At 61.9% G+C, this 13,716-nt stretch carries 12 protein-coding genes; 1 reads left to right on the top strand and 11 read right to left on the bottom strand.

Going from position 1 to position 13,716, the window contains the following annotated elements; all coding sequences use genetic code 11:
* Positions 1–2: 2 nt before the first annotated feature.
* Positions 3–1,388, bottom strand: coding sequence for an asparagine--tRNA ligase (gene asnS, locus RCH91_RS19510; protein WP_306536806.1), 1,386 nt, complete (start codon positions 1,386–1,388; stop codon positions 3–5).
* A 95-nt stretch (positions 1,389–1,483) separates the two neighbouring features.
* Between asnS and RCH91_RS19505 the strand changes: the two genes are divergently transcribed.
* The gene (locus tag RCH91_RS19505; protein ID WP_306536803.1) at positions 1,484–1,861 is read left to right on the top strand and encodes a glutaredoxin domain-containing protein; all 378 of its coding nucleotides are present in this window, start codon (positions 1,484–1,486) and stop codon (positions 1,859–1,861) included.
* Positions 1,862–1,929: 68 nt separating this feature from the next.
* On the opposite strand, the gene RCH91_RS19500 is transcribed toward RCH91_RS19505, so the two are convergent.
* From RCH91_RS19500 to RCH91_RS19455, 10 genes are all read right to left on the bottom strand, one after another.
* Positions 1,930–2,310 carry an EamA family transporter gene (locus RCH91_RS19500; protein WP_306536801.1) on the bottom strand — a complete coding sequence of 127 codons (381 nt, stop codon included), beginning with the start codon at positions 2,308–2,310 and terminating at the stop codon, positions 1,930–1,932.
* Positions 2,303–3,169 carry a hopanoid biosynthesis-associated protein HpnK gene (gene hpnK, locus RCH91_RS19495; RefSeq protein WP_306536799.1) on the bottom strand — a complete coding sequence of 289 codons (867 nt, stop codon included), beginning with the start codon at positions 3,167–3,169 and terminating at the stop codon, positions 2,303–2,305. Before hpnK ends, RCH91_RS19500 begins: the two co-directional genes overlap by 8 nt.
* 13 nt (positions 3,170–3,182) lie before the next feature.
* Positions 3,183–4,610 carry a hopanoid biosynthesis associated radical SAM protein HpnJ gene (gene hpnJ, locus RCH91_RS19490; protein WP_306536798.1) on the bottom strand — a complete coding sequence of 476 codons (1,428 nt, stop codon included), beginning with the start codon at positions 4,608–4,610 and terminating at the stop codon, positions 3,183–3,185.
* Positions 4,611–4,720: 110 nt separating this feature from the next.
* Complete coding sequence (locus RCH91_RS19485) at positions 4,721–5,956, bottom strand: EAL and HDOD domain-containing protein (protein WP_306536797.1); 1,236 nt, start codon at positions 5,954–5,956, stop codon at positions 4,721–4,723.
* 85 nt (positions 5,957–6,041) lie between these two features.
* Positions 6,042–7,106: a chemotaxis response regulator protein-glutamate methylesterase gene (locus RCH91_RS19480; RefSeq protein WP_306536795.1), complete on the bottom strand. Its 1,065-nt coding sequence runs from the start codon at positions 7,104–7,106 to the stop codon at positions 6,042–6,044.
* A 25-nt stretch (positions 7,107–7,131) separates the two neighbouring features.
* Positions 7,132–7,623, bottom strand: coding sequence for a chemotaxis protein CheD (locus RCH91_RS19475; protein WP_306536793.1), 492 nt, complete (start codon positions 7,621–7,623; stop codon positions 7,132–7,134).
* Positions 7,620–8,489 carry a protein-glutamate O-methyltransferase CheR gene (locus RCH91_RS19470; protein ID WP_306536791.1) on the bottom strand — a complete coding sequence of 290 codons (870 nt, stop codon included), beginning with the start codon at positions 8,487–8,489 and terminating at the stop codon, positions 7,620–7,622. Before RCH91_RS19470 ends, RCH91_RS19475 begins: the two co-directional genes overlap by 4 nt.
* A 23-nt stretch (positions 8,490–8,512) precedes the next feature.
* Positions 8,513–9,007, bottom strand: coding sequence for a chemotaxis protein CheW (locus RCH91_RS19465; RefSeq protein ID WP_306536789.1), 495 nt, complete (start codon positions 9,005–9,007; stop codon positions 8,513–8,515).
* A gap of 200 nt (positions 9,008–9,207) precedes the next feature.
* On the bottom strand, positions 9,208–10,911 hold the full coding sequence (locus tag RCH91_RS19460) for a methyl-accepting chemotaxis protein (protein ID WP_306536787.1): 1,704 nt from the start codon (positions 10,909–10,911) through the stop codon (positions 9,208–9,210).
* A gap of 377 nt (positions 10,912–11,288) precedes the next feature.
* Positions 11,289–13,478 carry a methyl-accepting chemotaxis protein gene (locus RCH91_RS19455; RefSeq protein ID WP_306536785.1) on the bottom strand — a complete coding sequence of 730 codons (2,190 nt, stop codon included), beginning with the start codon at positions 13,476–13,478 and terminating at the stop codon, positions 11,289–11,291.
* Positions 13,479–13,716 lie beyond the last annotated feature (238 nt).

Genomic DNA, 13,716 nt, shown 5'->3' with positions numbered 1-13,716 from the left:
GACTAGAACTCCGCATGACGCGGTGTACGGGGGAACGGTACCACATCGCGGATATTTTCCATTCCGGTGAGGTACATGATGAGCCGCTCGAAGCCGAGGCCGAAGCCGGCATGGGGGGTGGAGCCCCAGCGGCGGGAATCCAGGTACCACCATAGCCCCTCGGGGTTGACCCCCACTTCGGCCATGCGCCCTTCGAGGACCGGGAGCCGCTCCTCCCGCTGGCTCCCGCCAATGATTTCCCCCACCTTGGGGACGAGAAGATCCATGGCGGCCACGGTCTTGTCGTCGTCGTTCACCCGCATGTAGAAGGCCTTGATCTGTTTCGGGTAGTTGATGACGAAGACCGGCCCCCCCACCACCTGCTCAGTGAGGTAGCGTTCGTGCTCGGTCTGGAGGTCGAGCCCCCACTCCACCGGAAACTCGAACGACACGGTCGCCCGCTTCAGGCGCTCGATCGCCTCCCCGTACTCCATGACGGCGAAGGGGGAGTTGGCCACCTGCTCCACCCGAGCGATAAGCCCCTTGTCGATCTGGTCGTTGAAAAACACCATGTCCTCCGCGCAGGCGTTCAGGACATGGCGGCAGAGATAGCGGAAGAACTCCTCGGCCAGGGCCGCGTCCGCCATAAGGTCGGCAAAGGCCATCTCCGGCTCGATCATCCAGAACTCGGCGGCGTGGCGGGGGGTGTTGGAATTCTCGGCTCGGAAGGTGGGGCCGAAAGTATAGATGTCGGAAAATGCCTGGGCGAAAAGCTCCCCCTCTAGCTGGCCGCTCACGGTGAGCCCCGCCTGGGCGGCGAAGAAATCGCGGCCGAAGTCCACCTCCCCCTCCAACAGGGGTGGAGCGGCCGGGTCGAGGGTGGAGACCCGGAACATCTCCCCGGCCCCCTCGCAGTCGCTGGTGGTGATGATGGGGGTGTGGACATAGAGGAATCCCCGCTCGGCAAAGAAGCGGTGCACCGCCTGGGCCACCGAGGAGCGGACCCGGAACACGGCCCCGAAGGTGTTGGAGCGAGGGCGCAGGTGAGCGATGCTCCGCAGGTACTCGAAGGTGTGACGCTTTTTCTGCAGGGGATAGCTCTCGTCGGCCGGGCCGATGACCTCCACCTCGTCCGCGTGGAGTTCGTACTTCTGGCCGCTGGCCGGCGACTCCACGAGGCGCCCCCGAACCGCCACGGCGGCGCCGGTGCCCATGGCGCAGATCTCCTCGAAATTTGCCAGCCCCGGCTCCGCCACCACCTGGAGGTTCGCGAAACAGGAGCCGTCATTCAGGGCCAGGAAGGCGACCCCTTTCCCTGCCCGCGTGGTCCTCACCCATCCCTTTACGGTAATAACCGCCCCCAGCCCCTCGCCGGCCAGGGCACTCCGGATACGTATACGTGCGCTCATGGTGCTGCTCCCCGTGGACATTTGACTTGACCCGCCCCTCCGGTATAGTCTGGAAGGACGACAGAGCCCATTGTACCGCAAAGGAGAAACGAGTCATGAAGAAAATAACCATGCTGGCCCTCATCCTCGCAGCATCCCTCGCAGCAGCACCCGGCCAGGCGGCGGGTGTTCCCGATGCAGGCCAGAGCAAAATCGACGCAAAGGCGGTCAAGCAGCAGTCCTACCCGAAGGTCGTCCTCTACTCGGTGGCCTGGTGCCCCCACTGCAAGGACGCCAAGGAGTACTTCACCAAAAACAACATCCCCTTCATCAACAAGGACGTGGAGATCGACGACAAGGCCATGGACGAGCTGACCAAGAAGTACAAGAGCCAGGGGGTTCCGGTCATCGTCCTTGACGACACGAAGGTGCTGAAAGGGTTCTCCCCCGAGATGTTCGAGAAAGCGGTGAAGGAGATTCAGTCGAAGAAGTAGGCGTCACCACTGATAAAACAAAAAAGGGAGCCGATCGGCTCCCTTTTTTTACGCTCTTCACATTTCGTTCACTGGGTTCCGCTCTTCGTGATGAGCATGACGCCGACGCAGACCAGGATGGTGCCGGTCCAGCGCAGGGGCGAGACGGTCTCGCCCAGGAACCACTGGGAGAGGAACGCCACGAGAACATAGTTGAGGGCCTGCATGGGGAGGGCCACGGAGAGGTCTTCCCAGGAGAGGACCGCCAGCCAGAGGAAGAAGAAGATCGCCAGCATCATAGTGCCGAAGATGAGCTTCGGCGAGGTGAGGGCCTGGCCCGCCGCGTTGAGGATGCCCCGCAGGTTCATGGCGGAGAGATCCCCCATCTCCTTCATCCCCTTGGCAAGGAGGATGTCGCCGATGGTGCCCGCCGAAACCGCCATGAGCATGATGATGACCGTTTTAAGCATACGTTTTGACCTCTCCCCGGTAATTCCTGAGCCCGATGCCGAGCTCCTTCAGGCGGCCCTTGACCCGGGGGCTCGTGAGGGCCGCCAGTTCCTCCTCGTGCCGGTAGTCGGGCATGCACCGCGTTATCTCGGCGCAGGGGAGGCAGCCGGGGTGGAAGTATATCTCGGTGGTCCCCTCATCCAGGGTCTCAAGGGCCTTGAGGAGGTACGCTTCGGTCATCCGTCCCGAGCTGAGGAGTCCCTTCACCTCCCGGGTATAGCCGATGCCGAGGCGGTCCAGGGCTGGACGGCAGCGTTTCGCCAGTTTCGAGAAGATGAAGGCGTCGGACGCCTTGCCGAAGAGCCGGGAGCGGTCGATGGCTAGATTGGGACGGAGGACTTCGCGGCTGAGGCGGAAGGTGGAGATGCCGTATTTGGGCATGAGCTCGCAGAGAATGTCGAAGACCACCGGGTGCATGTGAATGTTCAGGTGGCCGTCGATGTGGGAAAGGGGGATGCCGGTCTGGAGGAAGCGCTCGACCTGCGCCTCGATCTCCCGGTGGAGCTGCTTGTGGAACGGCCGGATGAAGTAGTAGCGTATCCCCGCATGGACCGGATCGTCGGTGAAATGCCCCTTGGCGTCGCAGATCCGGGGAAAGCCCCTATGCTCCCCCACGGCCCGCCCCTGGACGAGGGTGAGATGGAGCCCCAGTTGGAGCCCCGGATTGGCCTTGGCCATGTGCACCGCCTCGTGGAAGGCGTCTCCCCCCACCATGAGGGAGGCAGAGGTGAGAATCCCCTCCTGCCACGCCTTGATGACCGCCCTGTTGACGCCGTCGGAGAGGCCGAAGTCGTCGGCGTTGATGATGAGCTCTTTCATGGGATGACCGCCGTCAGCAGGATGTTCCTGCGGCTTTACGCTTACGCATATATTCCAGGTACTGCTTCCCTTCCTTCAGGAGCTTCTTTCGCTCCTCCCCGTCCACGATCATCTTCATGATGCTGCGGCCGATGTACCTGGGGCGGAAGTAGAACTTGTTGTAGAAGAGTTCCACCGCGTCGAAGATCTCCCTGTTGGAAAGGTGGGGGTAATTGATGACGCACATCTGGTGGCCGGTGTCGTCGATGTAGGCGTCGGAGGCGATCCACCCTTCCGCCTTGCAGAGGTCCCAGAACTCGGTGCCGGGGTACGGCGAGGCCAGGGAGGCCTGGATGGAGTTGAGGTCCAGGGCCTTGGCGAATTCGATGGTTTCGCGGATGGTGTCGCGGGTCTCGCCGGGGAGCCCCATGATGAAGGCGCCATGGACGGAGAGGCCCAGTTTCTTGCAGTTCCTGGTGAACTCGACGGCCTGCTCCTTCGTTACCCCCTTCTTGATGTTCTTGAGGATCTGCTCGTTGCCGGTCTCGTACCCCACCACCACGTGGCGAAGCCCCGCCTCGCGCATGACCTTGAGGGTTTCGTAGTCGCAGTTGGCCCGGGCATTGATGGTCCAGGAAATCCCCAGGGGCTTCAGCTTGGCGGCCACCTCGCGGGCATGCGTGCGGTCGGCGGTGAAGGTGTCGTCATCGAAGGAGAGCTCCCGCATCTCGGGGATGTTGTCGACGATCCACTTCACCTCTTCGTAGACGTTCTGGGGGGAGCGGGTCCGCATGGCACGGCCCGAGAAGGTCTGGGGCCAGAGGCAGTAGATGCACTTGGAGGGGCAGCCGCGGCTGGAGTAGATGGAGACGTAGGGGTTCTTGAAGTGGGGGATGACGTATTCCGCAATGGGGAGGTCTCGCTTGTAGACCGGGGCCACGAAGGGGAGCGCGTCCAGGTCCTGGATCGGCGGACGGTCCGGGGTGTGGTGGATTTTGCCGTCCTTCCAGAAGCTTATCCCGTCAACCCGCTCCCACGCCCTCCCTTCACAGAGCTCCCTGGTGGTGTAGTCGAACTCGCCGCGGCAGACGATGTCGATGACCCCTTCCCCCTGGTGCAGGGTCTCCTCGGGGAGGACCGACACGTGGGGGCCCGTGAGGACCGTCACCGTTGCCGGCTTCTGCTCCTTGATGCGGCGGGCGGTGGCGATGTCGAGGGCCAGGGTCGGGGTGGAGGTGTACATCACCACCATGTCGAAGTCGCGGGCGATGACGAGGCAGTCGTCAATGGTGAAGCGTTGCACCGGGGCGTCCACCACCCGGGATCCGTCGATCATCCCGGCGGGGAAGCAGAGCCAGGTGGGATACCAGAAGGAGGTCACCTCCCGGGAGGCCTGGTAGCGGGCGCCGGCGCCGCCGTCGAAATCTTCATAGGTGGGGGGATTGAGAAACAGGGGCTTCATGGCAAATCTCCCGAAAAAGCGAGTACCGTCACGGGGATTTGCCCCATGAACAAACCGGCAGTATGAAGCCACCAGGAGGGAAAGTCAAGATTGCCGGGGGAAGAGCGAGGTCAGACGGCGGTGTCCATGCCGTTGACCCAATTGCAGGCCTCCCGCTGGACAGGGGCGAGATTCGCCATGGAGAGGCTGAAGCTCTCGAAGAGGGGTGCGATGTCGTCGAAATCGTCCTTCTCTATCTTTTCCACAAGGGAGAGAAGGGTGCCCAGTTCCCCTTCCCGGGTCAGCAGCGCCTGCCGGACGTCCTCGTTCAGGTTGAGGGGGGCGACCACCTCCTCGATGGGCATCTTGAGCAGCGCGTCGGCAAGGGAGAGGATGCCGGTCATGAAGGCGCGATCGGGGTAATCACGGTCAAGGCGCGCGGTGGGCTGCTCAGCGATGATGAGCTCCATGAGGCGGGCCCGGGTGGCGGCCATGACAAGGAGCGGGTTGTCGCCCACCGCCTGCACATTGTTGGCGAAAAGCGCCATCATGGCCCAGCGGCGCAACTGGTGGTAACCGAGCACCATGATCGCATGGCGCATGCTGGTAATCCTGGTTTTGAGCCCCACGGAGACGGAGTTCACCAGCCGCAGCAGGTTGAGGATCAGGTTCGGGTTCTGTTTGAAGGTATTTTCCAGCTCGCCGATCTCCACCTCGGCCACGAGCTGGTTGAAGAGCTTGACGATGGCGAGGCGCCCCACGTCGACGCGGGTGCGGGTCAGAACCACGGGGCGAGCGAAGTAGTATCCCTGGAAGTAGGTGAACCCGAGGGACTCGCAGATCTCGTACTGCTCGTGGGTCTCAACCTTCTCGGCCAGCAGCTTCGGCTTCCAGCGCCTGAACGTCTCCAGCTCCCGGGGCAGATTCTCCATGCCGGTCCGGAAGAGATCGACCTTGATAACGTCGACAATCTCGTAGAGGGGCTCGTAGACCGGCTCGTAGACATGGTCGTCGAGGGCGATGGAGAACCCCTTCTCCTTGAGGTCGCGGCAGCGGGCTATGACCGTATCGGTAATGGGAACGTGCTCCAGAAGCTCAATGACGACCTTTTCCGGGGGGAGGAGTTCGAGGGCCTCGCTCATGAGGACGTCGGCGTTAACGTTGATGAACCCCTTGTGCTTGCCGAGGATCTCCCGGAGGCCGAAGCTGGAGAGGGCGTCAAAGATGACGCTGGCGCTGGCCTGGAGATAATCGGTCACGTTGGCATGGAGCGTATCGGCCGAACGGAACAGGAGCTCGAAGCCATAGAGCTTCTGCTCGCGATCCAGGATCGGCTGACGGCCAAGAAAAAACTTTTCTTCTGGCATTGATACACTCCGTAGTGGTGAAAGGGCTGCGAACGTCAAATCAGCATACCCCGGTGGAAGGCTGGAAGCAAGCCCTCACTCTACCTCAACACAGCCGCAGCACTTCCCGGGCGATGGCGTCCAGGGGTACCACCCGGTCGGCTCCCCCCCGCTTGATGGCCTCGTTGGGCATGCCGAAAACAACGCAGCTGGCCTCGTCCTGGGCGATGGTAACGGCGCCGGCATCCTTCATCTCCTTCATGCCGCTGGCGCCGTCGTCCCCCATGCCGGTCATGATGACCCCCACGGCGTTCTTGCCTGCATAGCGGGCCGCCGAGCGGAACAGGACATCCACGGAGGGGCGGTGGCGGGAAACCAGGGGCCCGTCCTTGATCTCCACGTAGTAGCGGGCGCCGCTTCGCTTGAGGAGCGTATGCCGGTTGCCGGGGGCGATGAGGGCCCTCCCCCGCATGACCGTGTCGTTGTCGGCCGCCTCCTTCACCGTGATGCGGCATATGCCGTCGAGCCGCTGGGCAAAGGCCCGGGTAAACCCCTCGGGCATGTGCTGGACGATAACGATGGGGGGCGCGTCGGCCGGAAGCGCCTCCAGGAATACCCGCAGGGCCTCGGTGCCGCCAGTGGAGGCCCCCACGACCACCACCTTCTCGGTGGTCTGGATCATGGCCTTGGAGCCGGGCTTCTCCAGAATGACATCGGCCGACAGTTTGGGAGCAATCTCTTTTCCGGTACGCGGAGTGATCTTGCGCATCCGGGCCTGGCTAGCCGCCTTCACCGCGTCGCAGATCCTCACCCGGGACTCCTCCAGGAACTGCCTGGTGCCGAGCTTCGGCTTCTGGATGATCTCCACCGCCCCGTATTCCAGGGCCTTGAGGGCCGTTTCCGAACCGCTCTCGGTGAGGGTCGAGCACATGACCACCGGAATGGGGTGCTGGCTCATGATCTTTTTGAGGAAGGTGATGCCGTCCATGCGTGGCATCTCAACGTCAAGGGTGATCACATCGGGCACCTGCTCCCGCATCCGCTCGGCGGCGATGAAGGGATCGGCCGCCGGGGACATGACCTCGATGTGGGGGTCCGAGGAGAGGATGTCGGCCATGGTCTGGCGCACCACGGCAGAGTCGTCAACGATGAGTACCTTGATCTTCTTCATGGTCTTCCCTGTACCACGGGTTTTGTTACCCCGTCTGTTTCACTCCGTCTCCCTGATGGAGTCGCTTCAGGAACACATCGCCGGTGTGGGTCACGAAAAAGAGCTTCCGTCCCCTGATTCCCCCCACGTCGCAGGTGCTCACGTCGAGCCCCGACGCGGCAAGCACCTGGGTGGCTATCTCCACGTTGCGCCTCCCCACCCCCATTCGGCTCCCTCCGACGCCGATCATGTCGGCTCCGCCGAAGATCTTCACCTCCAGACGACGCCGATGTACGCCGTGGGCCGAAAAGGTCTCGAGCATGTGGAGAATGGAGGTGTCAACATAGCGGAAGGCGTCGGTCCGGGGCCCCTCGGGGAGCAGCGCGTGGCAGATGGCCGCGGCGCCGCTGAGGCGGTCGAACATGGTGACCGATACGCAGGAGCCGAGGACCGTGGACACCACCGTGGGGCCCGTGGCGAAGTGCAGCTCGCCCGGCTTCAGATAAACCCTGGTGAGATCGGGCGGAAGGTCTCTCACGACGGTTTCCGGTAGATGGTCGAAGACACCTGGACCAGGGGCACGTCAAGCCCCGACAGGGTTTCCGAGTGCCCCATGAAGAGGTACCCCCCCGGAATCAGCTGCCGGCAGAACTTGTTGAGGAGTTTCTCCTGGGTCCTCTTGTCGAAGTAGATGATGACATTGCGGCAGAAAATGATGTCCATGGGCTCCCGCAGGCCGAAATCATCGTCCATGAAATTGAGCCGGCGGAACCTGATGCGGCTGCGCAGCTCCGGTGCGATGCGGACAAGACCCTTCTGGCCGTCCTTCCCCCGAAGGAGATACTTTCGCTTGAGGGGAAGGGAAACCGGCTCGACCCGCTCCTCGTCGTAGATGGCCATCTTCGCCTTGTCGAGGACGGTGGTGCAGATGTCGGTTGCGAGGATGCTGTAGGAAAAGCCCTGGTTCTGCTCGGCGAATTCCGCCAGGACCATGGCGAGGGTGTAGGGCTCCTCCCCGCTGGAGCAGCCGGCGCTCCAGAGGGAGAGTCCCTTGCGGAATCCGACTCCCCGGGATTCTGCCAGGTCCGGCAGGGCCTTGGCCACCAGATAGTCGAAGTGGGCCGGCTCCCGGAAGAAGTCGGTCTTGTTGGTGGTGACCACATCGATGAGGTGGACCAGCTCGAGGCCGGCCCCCTCGCGACTGAAGAGGTAGTCGGCGTAGCCCTGGAAGCTCCCCATGCCCAGGGTCCGGAGCCGCTTCTGGAGCCGCGCCTCCAGCATCGTCTTTTTGGCCGGCGGCATCTTGATGCCGCACTGGTCATAGATGAACTCGGCGAAGCGGGCGAACTCCCGCTCGGTCATGGCCGCCGGAAGGTTGCGGCTGTCAGTGGCTGCAGTCGGCATTCTGTTCGCTCCGGTCCCTGACCTTACGCCGCCTCGCCCGGCACGACCCCGGCGGTGGCGATCTCCTCACTGGTGAAGGTCCGGTCGATATCGAGAATCATGATGAACTGCCCGTCGTGCTTCCCCATCCCCAGAATGAAGTCGGTGTTGAGCTTGGTCCCGATGCGGGGGGCCGGCTCGATCTGCTCGGGCTCCAGCTCGAAGACCTCCTGCACTGAGTCGGCCAGGGCGCCGATGATGATGGTTTCCCCCTCATGGTTAACCTCAACGACAATGATGCAGGTGTTGACGGTTTTCTCCGTCTCGGGCATGCCGAACTTGAGGCGCATATCCATTACCGGCACCACGCTTCCCCGCAGGTTGATCACCCCGCGCATGAAACCGGGGGTCTGGGGAACCTTGGTGATGGAGGTGAACTCAAGGATCTCGCGAACCTTTGCCACGTCCACGGCAAATATCTCGTCCGCCAGCTTGAAGGTCAGGTACTGCCGTGTCTCAGTTATTGCAGCAACGCTCATGGTGAACCTCCTCGTGAAATCGGGCCGGGGCACGGGCATAAACGAACTGTCCACACGCCCATCACCTGTAATACATATCGACAGGGGATGTACTTTCTTTAGAGAACTCAGGAAATACCTGACACCCCCACCTGAACCCCTGAAAGGGCCCGGGACGCCATGCTCAGCCGCGGCGTCCCGAGCCCTTTCAAACCACCCGTTCAGAACCGCTCGAACTCTCCGTCGAGCCCGTCGCGCCCCCCCTCCATGTCGAGGATGACTCCGCCTGCGGCGACCCGGACCGGTTTGTGATAGCCGTTCGCATGCCCGTTGACGGAGGAGCTTTCCCCATGGTCCGCGGGAGCCTTCCGGGGGGGCGTCTGACGGCGACCGCTGATCGATGACACTTTTCGGGCAGCCGCCCCTTCGCCGGTACGGAAGAAGGCAATGGTTCCCTGGAGCTGCTCCGCCTGGCTCGCCAGCTCTTCGCTTGTGGAGGCCATCTCTTCGCTGGCACTGGCGTTCTGCTGGATCACCTGGTCCAGCTGCTGGATCGCCTTGTTGATCTGCTCCGCGCCCGTGTCCTGCTCCTTGCACGCCGCGCTGATCTCCTGCACCAGCTCCGCGGTCCGCTGGATGTCGGGCACCATGCGGGTCAGCATCTCCCCGGCGGCCTCAGCCACCTGCACGCTGGTGGACGACAGCTGGCTGATCTCGGCCGCGGCGTGCTGGCTCCGCTCGGCAAGCTTCCGCACTTCGGCCGCAACCACCGCAAACCCCTTGCCGTGCTCGCCGGCCCGGGCCGCCTCGATGGCTGCGTTGAGGGCTAGGAGGTTTGTCTGCCGCGCAATCTCTTCGATGATGGAGATCTTGCCGGCAATCTCCTTCATGGCATGGACCGTTTCGGCAACGGCTTTGCCACCCTGCTTGGCGTCGTCGGCGCTCTTCACGGCAATCTTCTCGGTCTGGATGGCGTTGTCGGCGTTCTGGCGGATATTGGAAGACATCTGCTCCATGCTGCTCGATGCCTCTTCCGCCGCGGCTGCCTGCTCCGTGGCACCCTGGCTCATCTCCTCGGAGCTGGACGAAAGCTCCTGGCTCCCCGACGCAACGTTGTCGGCGGCGCTCTTCACGTCGGCTACCACACCTTTCAACTTCTCAATCATGTTCTGCATGGCCAGGAGAAGCGTGCCGGTCTCATCCTTGCTCTTGGCCTCGATGGCCACGGTCAGGTCTCCCTCGGCAAGACGATTGGAAACGGCCAACGCCTCGCCCAGGGGGCGGGTAATTCCGCGGGTGATGAAAAAGCCGACTACAATCCCGATGGCGATCGCCACCCCCGACACCACCAGCATAAAGAAGCGCGCATCGGCATAGGCCGCCTGAGCCTCGGTGTGGCGCATCGCCATCCGCTCCTCCTGGTAGCGGATGAGTGCGGTGAATGCATCCTTGATCTTCACGTCCAGGGGATACGCCTCCCGGTTAAATTCCGAAATGGCCTCGGCGGTCTTGCCCGCGAGGCTCAGTTCCATCACCTCGTCGTTGGCCTTGCGGGCCGCACTGATGGCCCCCTTGGCGGCTGCAATCAGCTCCTTGCCTTTATCGGTATTTTCCAGCTTTTCCAGCTTCTCCATGGCCTCACGGTACTCGGCCCGGTGCTTATCCACGTCCTGCTTCGCCTCGAGCCTGCCTGCCTGGTCCTTTACCATCATCAGCTCGATCTCTTCGATGAGGTTGTTGATATCCGTCGTAACATCATTGGCGAGCTTGATCTTCGCGTAGTTGACCGTCACGATCCGTTCGAGCAACTCGTCGATGGTCCCCATTCCCCTGATCCCCAGGAAAGCCACCCCGCACAGCAGCAGAAGCGTTACGCCGAACCCCACCCCCAGCCGAACACCAATTTTCAGATCTCCCAATTTCATTGCATGCCCTCCTTCAAGAAGAATAGATACGACATCGCCATCAGGTTCTTCGGTACAAGGTCAGGGATTTCCCTACCCGCCTACCTATCTATTCGGACTTTTCGGAGCGTACTTTAATAGAATTTTGCTAATAATAATTCAAACGATACGTTTTCATGCAACCTTACGCAACCATTCGACATTCTTGACCAGATTGCCGTATCTCACTGAAATATAGCGAAAAAAGCAAACTGTATTATAAAAAAGGCAGCCGCCTCAGCACGAGGGGCTGCCATTGATTCCAATCCGCAGCAAAGACATCACACCCCCGTCAACCTGCCCCTTTTACTCGGGGAGAGGATGGTTGAAGGCCGGATGAGGGGAGACAGATTGTGGCATCAGAACTTCTCGAACTCTCCGTCAATGTGGTCGCTGCCACCCATTTCGTAGGCAAACCCGTTGGCAGCGGAGCGGGACTTCTCCCCATAGCCGTTGGCAGGAACAGGAGCGCTGCCGGCGGCCATGTGCCCCACCTGGATCCGCTTCGTCGATTTAGTGGGTTTGGGTGCCTGCTTCCTGCGCCCCTCGTCGCCGAGCCGGAAGAAGCTGATGGTGGCCTGGAGCTGCTCCGCCTGGCTGGCCAGCTCCTCCGAGGTGGACGACATCTCTTCGCTGGCCGAAGCATTCTGCTGGATCACCGTATCCAACTGCTGGATCGCCTTGTTGATCTGCTCTGCTCCCGTGTCCTGCTCACGGCAGGCGGCGCTGATCTCCTGCACCAGCTCCGCCGTCCGCTGAATGTCGGGGACAATGGTTGCCAGGAGTTCCCCGGCCCGCACCGCCACCTCAACGCTTGAAGAGGATAGTTCGCTGATCTCGCCGGCGGCCCGCTGGCTCCGCTCGGCCAATTTCCGCACCTCGGAGGCCACCACCGCGAACCCTTTGCCATGCTCCCCGGCCCGGGCCGCCTCGATGGCCGCGTTGAGCGCCAGGAGGTTCGTCTGCCGGGCAATCTCCTCAATGATGGAGATCTTGCCGGCGATATCCTTCATGGCATGCACCGTGTTGCCCACCGCTTTACCCCCCTCGATGGCGTCGGCGGCCGACTTCATGGCAATCCGCTCGGTCTGGGTGGCGTTATCGGCATTCTGCCTGATGTTGGAGGCCATCTCCTCCATGCTGCTGGACGCCTCCTCGGCGGCGGCCGCCTGTTCGGTGGCCCCCTGGCTCATCTCCTCGGAGGTGGAGGAGAGCTGCTGGCTCCCCGATCCAACGTTTTCGGCGGCGGAGACAATGTCGGACACCACCTCGCGCAGCTTGGCCACCATGGCGGACAGGGCCCGCATCAGCTCGTCCTGGGCCGAGCGCTCGCGAACTTCAACCATCAGGTTGCCGCCGGCAATGTCCTGGGCCAGCTTCGTAACGGAGTTCATGGAATCGATGAGGCTGTTCAGGTTGTTCTTGATCTCGTTGAAGTCCCCCTTGTATTCCTCGCTGATTCTTTCGGGGATGTCCCCCCGGCTGATGCGGTCGAGGGAGACCGCGGTCACGTGGATCGGGGCGACAAACGCCTCGATCAGCCGGTTGATCCCGCCAAGCAGCTGGCGCCACCCCCCGTTGAACGCGGCGGTGTTCCCCCGCTGGTCGAGCTTCCCCTCCTGCACGGACGTGATGAGGAGATCGGTCTCTTTCTGGAGATCGTTGAGGGTCGTCAGCATCCGGGCAAGGTTGCGGGCGAGGATGTCCTGTTCGGAGCGGACTTGCACCGTGACCGACAGATCCCCCTCTGCCACCTTCTCGGCGGCGCCGGCGAGAACCCGCATGCTCTCCACCATGTTCTTCATGGAGGTCAGGAGCCGGCCGGTTTCGTCCTGGCGGTCCACCTCAATCTCCACCGACAGGTCACCCTCGGCGAGGCGGTTGCTCACGTCCATGGCCCGGGCAAGGGGCGCGGTTATGCTCTTCGTGATAAAGAAGGAAATCAAGATACCGATGACTACGGCCACAGCCGCCATGGCGAGGAGCACCACCGTAACCTGACCGACGGCGGCCACACTGTCGCGGCTGTTGGACATGGCTTCGTCGACCTGGGCCTTCTGAAGCTTTTCCACCGCCACGATGAGCACTCCGTGCTCCCGGTCGAACTCCTTCATGAGGGGATTGCCCGCCGTGATCCCCTTATCGATATAGACCTTCGCCATCAGGACGCCGCTTTCGTAGAAGCGGTCGAGTCCCCGCTCCAGGTCGTCAAGATCCTTCAGGGCCGTTGCGTCGTTCTCGCGTCGGAACATCTCGCGGTATTTGGCGATCTCCCCCTTGGCGGATGCCATTGCCTTTTCGGCCTCTTTGAAACCACCGGTGTCATGGGTAGCCGCCACATCGGTCAGGTTCTCCGTCAGCTCGGTTAAGGCCAGGTCCAGCTCGTAGGCGCTCATCAGATAGGGGAGAGATTCCTCCGCCACCTGCCGCGACTCCCGTTCGACCCCCCTGAGCATAAAGATGGTCACCAGTACCGCCACCGCGAAGATGGCGAGGACCGACCCGAAACCGATCCCGAGCCTCTTTCCCACATTCATGTTCTTGAACATTTTCGACTCCCCCCTGTCCTGCAGCTAGGCTCTTTCCGCATACTCCATCAGGATTTTCCTGACACTAATGAGGATATCGGCCATATCCGGAAAAACTTGAGCCTCTTGCAAAAGTGCATGCGACAAGCTGAATATAGTTGATTTTGTTGCATAAAAGTCGAGCTTCAAGGGTAACCATCTGATATTATTGGTTTGCGAGACAAACAATAACAGAAGGAGTACCCATGAAGCTCAAGGA

This window comes from Geobacter sp., assembly GCF_030834625.1.
Taxonomy (GTDB): Bacteria; Desulfobacterota; Desulfuromonadia; order Geobacterales; family Geobacteraceae; genus Geobacter.
Note: the sequence above shows the minus strand (reverse complement) of the source record. Positions and strands in the feature narration are given on the sequence as shown.

What these genes read in the sequence shown, in the direction of transcription:
- RCH91_RS19500 (WP_306536801.1), bottom strand. Translation starts at nt 2,310, where the DNA reads ATGCTTAAAACGGTCATCATCATGCTCATGGCGGTTTCGGCGGGCACC.
- RCH91_RS19465 (WP_306536789.1), bottom strand. Translation starts at nt 9,007, where the DNA reads ATGAGCGTTGCTGCAATAACTGAGACACGGCAGTACCTGACCTTCAAG.
- asnS (WP_306536806.1), bottom strand. Translation starts at nt 1,388, where the DNA reads ATGAGCGCACGTATACGTATCCGGAGTGCCCTGGCCGGCGAGGGGCTG.
- RCH91_RS19455 (WP_306536785.1), bottom strand. Translation starts at nt 13,478, where the DNA reads ATGTTCAAGAACATGAATGTGGGAAAGAGGCTCGGGATCGGTTTCGGG.
- RCH91_RS19470 (WP_306536791.1), bottom strand. Translation starts at nt 8,489, where the DNA reads ATGCCGACTGCAGCCACTGACAGCCGCAACCTTCCGGCGGCCATGACC.
- hpnJ (WP_306536798.1), bottom strand. Translation starts at nt 4,610, where the DNA reads ATGAAGCCCCTGTTTCTCAATCCCCCCACCTATGAAGATTTCGACGGC.
- RCH91_RS19505 (WP_306536803.1), top strand. Translation starts at nt 1,484, where the DNA reads ATGAAGAAAATAACCATGCTGGCCCTCATCCTCGCAGCATCCCTCGCA.
- RCH91_RS19485 (WP_306536797.1), bottom strand. Translation starts at nt 5,956, where the DNA reads ATGCCAGAAGAAAAGTTTTTTCTTGGCCGTCAGCCGATCCTGGATCGC.
- RCH91_RS19460 (WP_306536787.1), bottom strand. Translation starts at nt 10,911, where the DNA reads ATGAAATTGGGAGATCTGAAAATTGGTGTTCGGCTGGGGGTGGGGTTC.
- hpnK (WP_306536799.1), bottom strand. Translation starts at nt 3,169, where the DNA reads ATGAAAGAGCTCATCATCAACGCCGACGACTTCGGCCTCTCCGACGGC.
- RCH91_RS19480 (WP_306536795.1), bottom strand. Translation starts at nt 7,106, where the DNA reads ATGAAGAAGATCAAGGTACTCATCGTTGACGACTCTGCCGTGGTGCGC.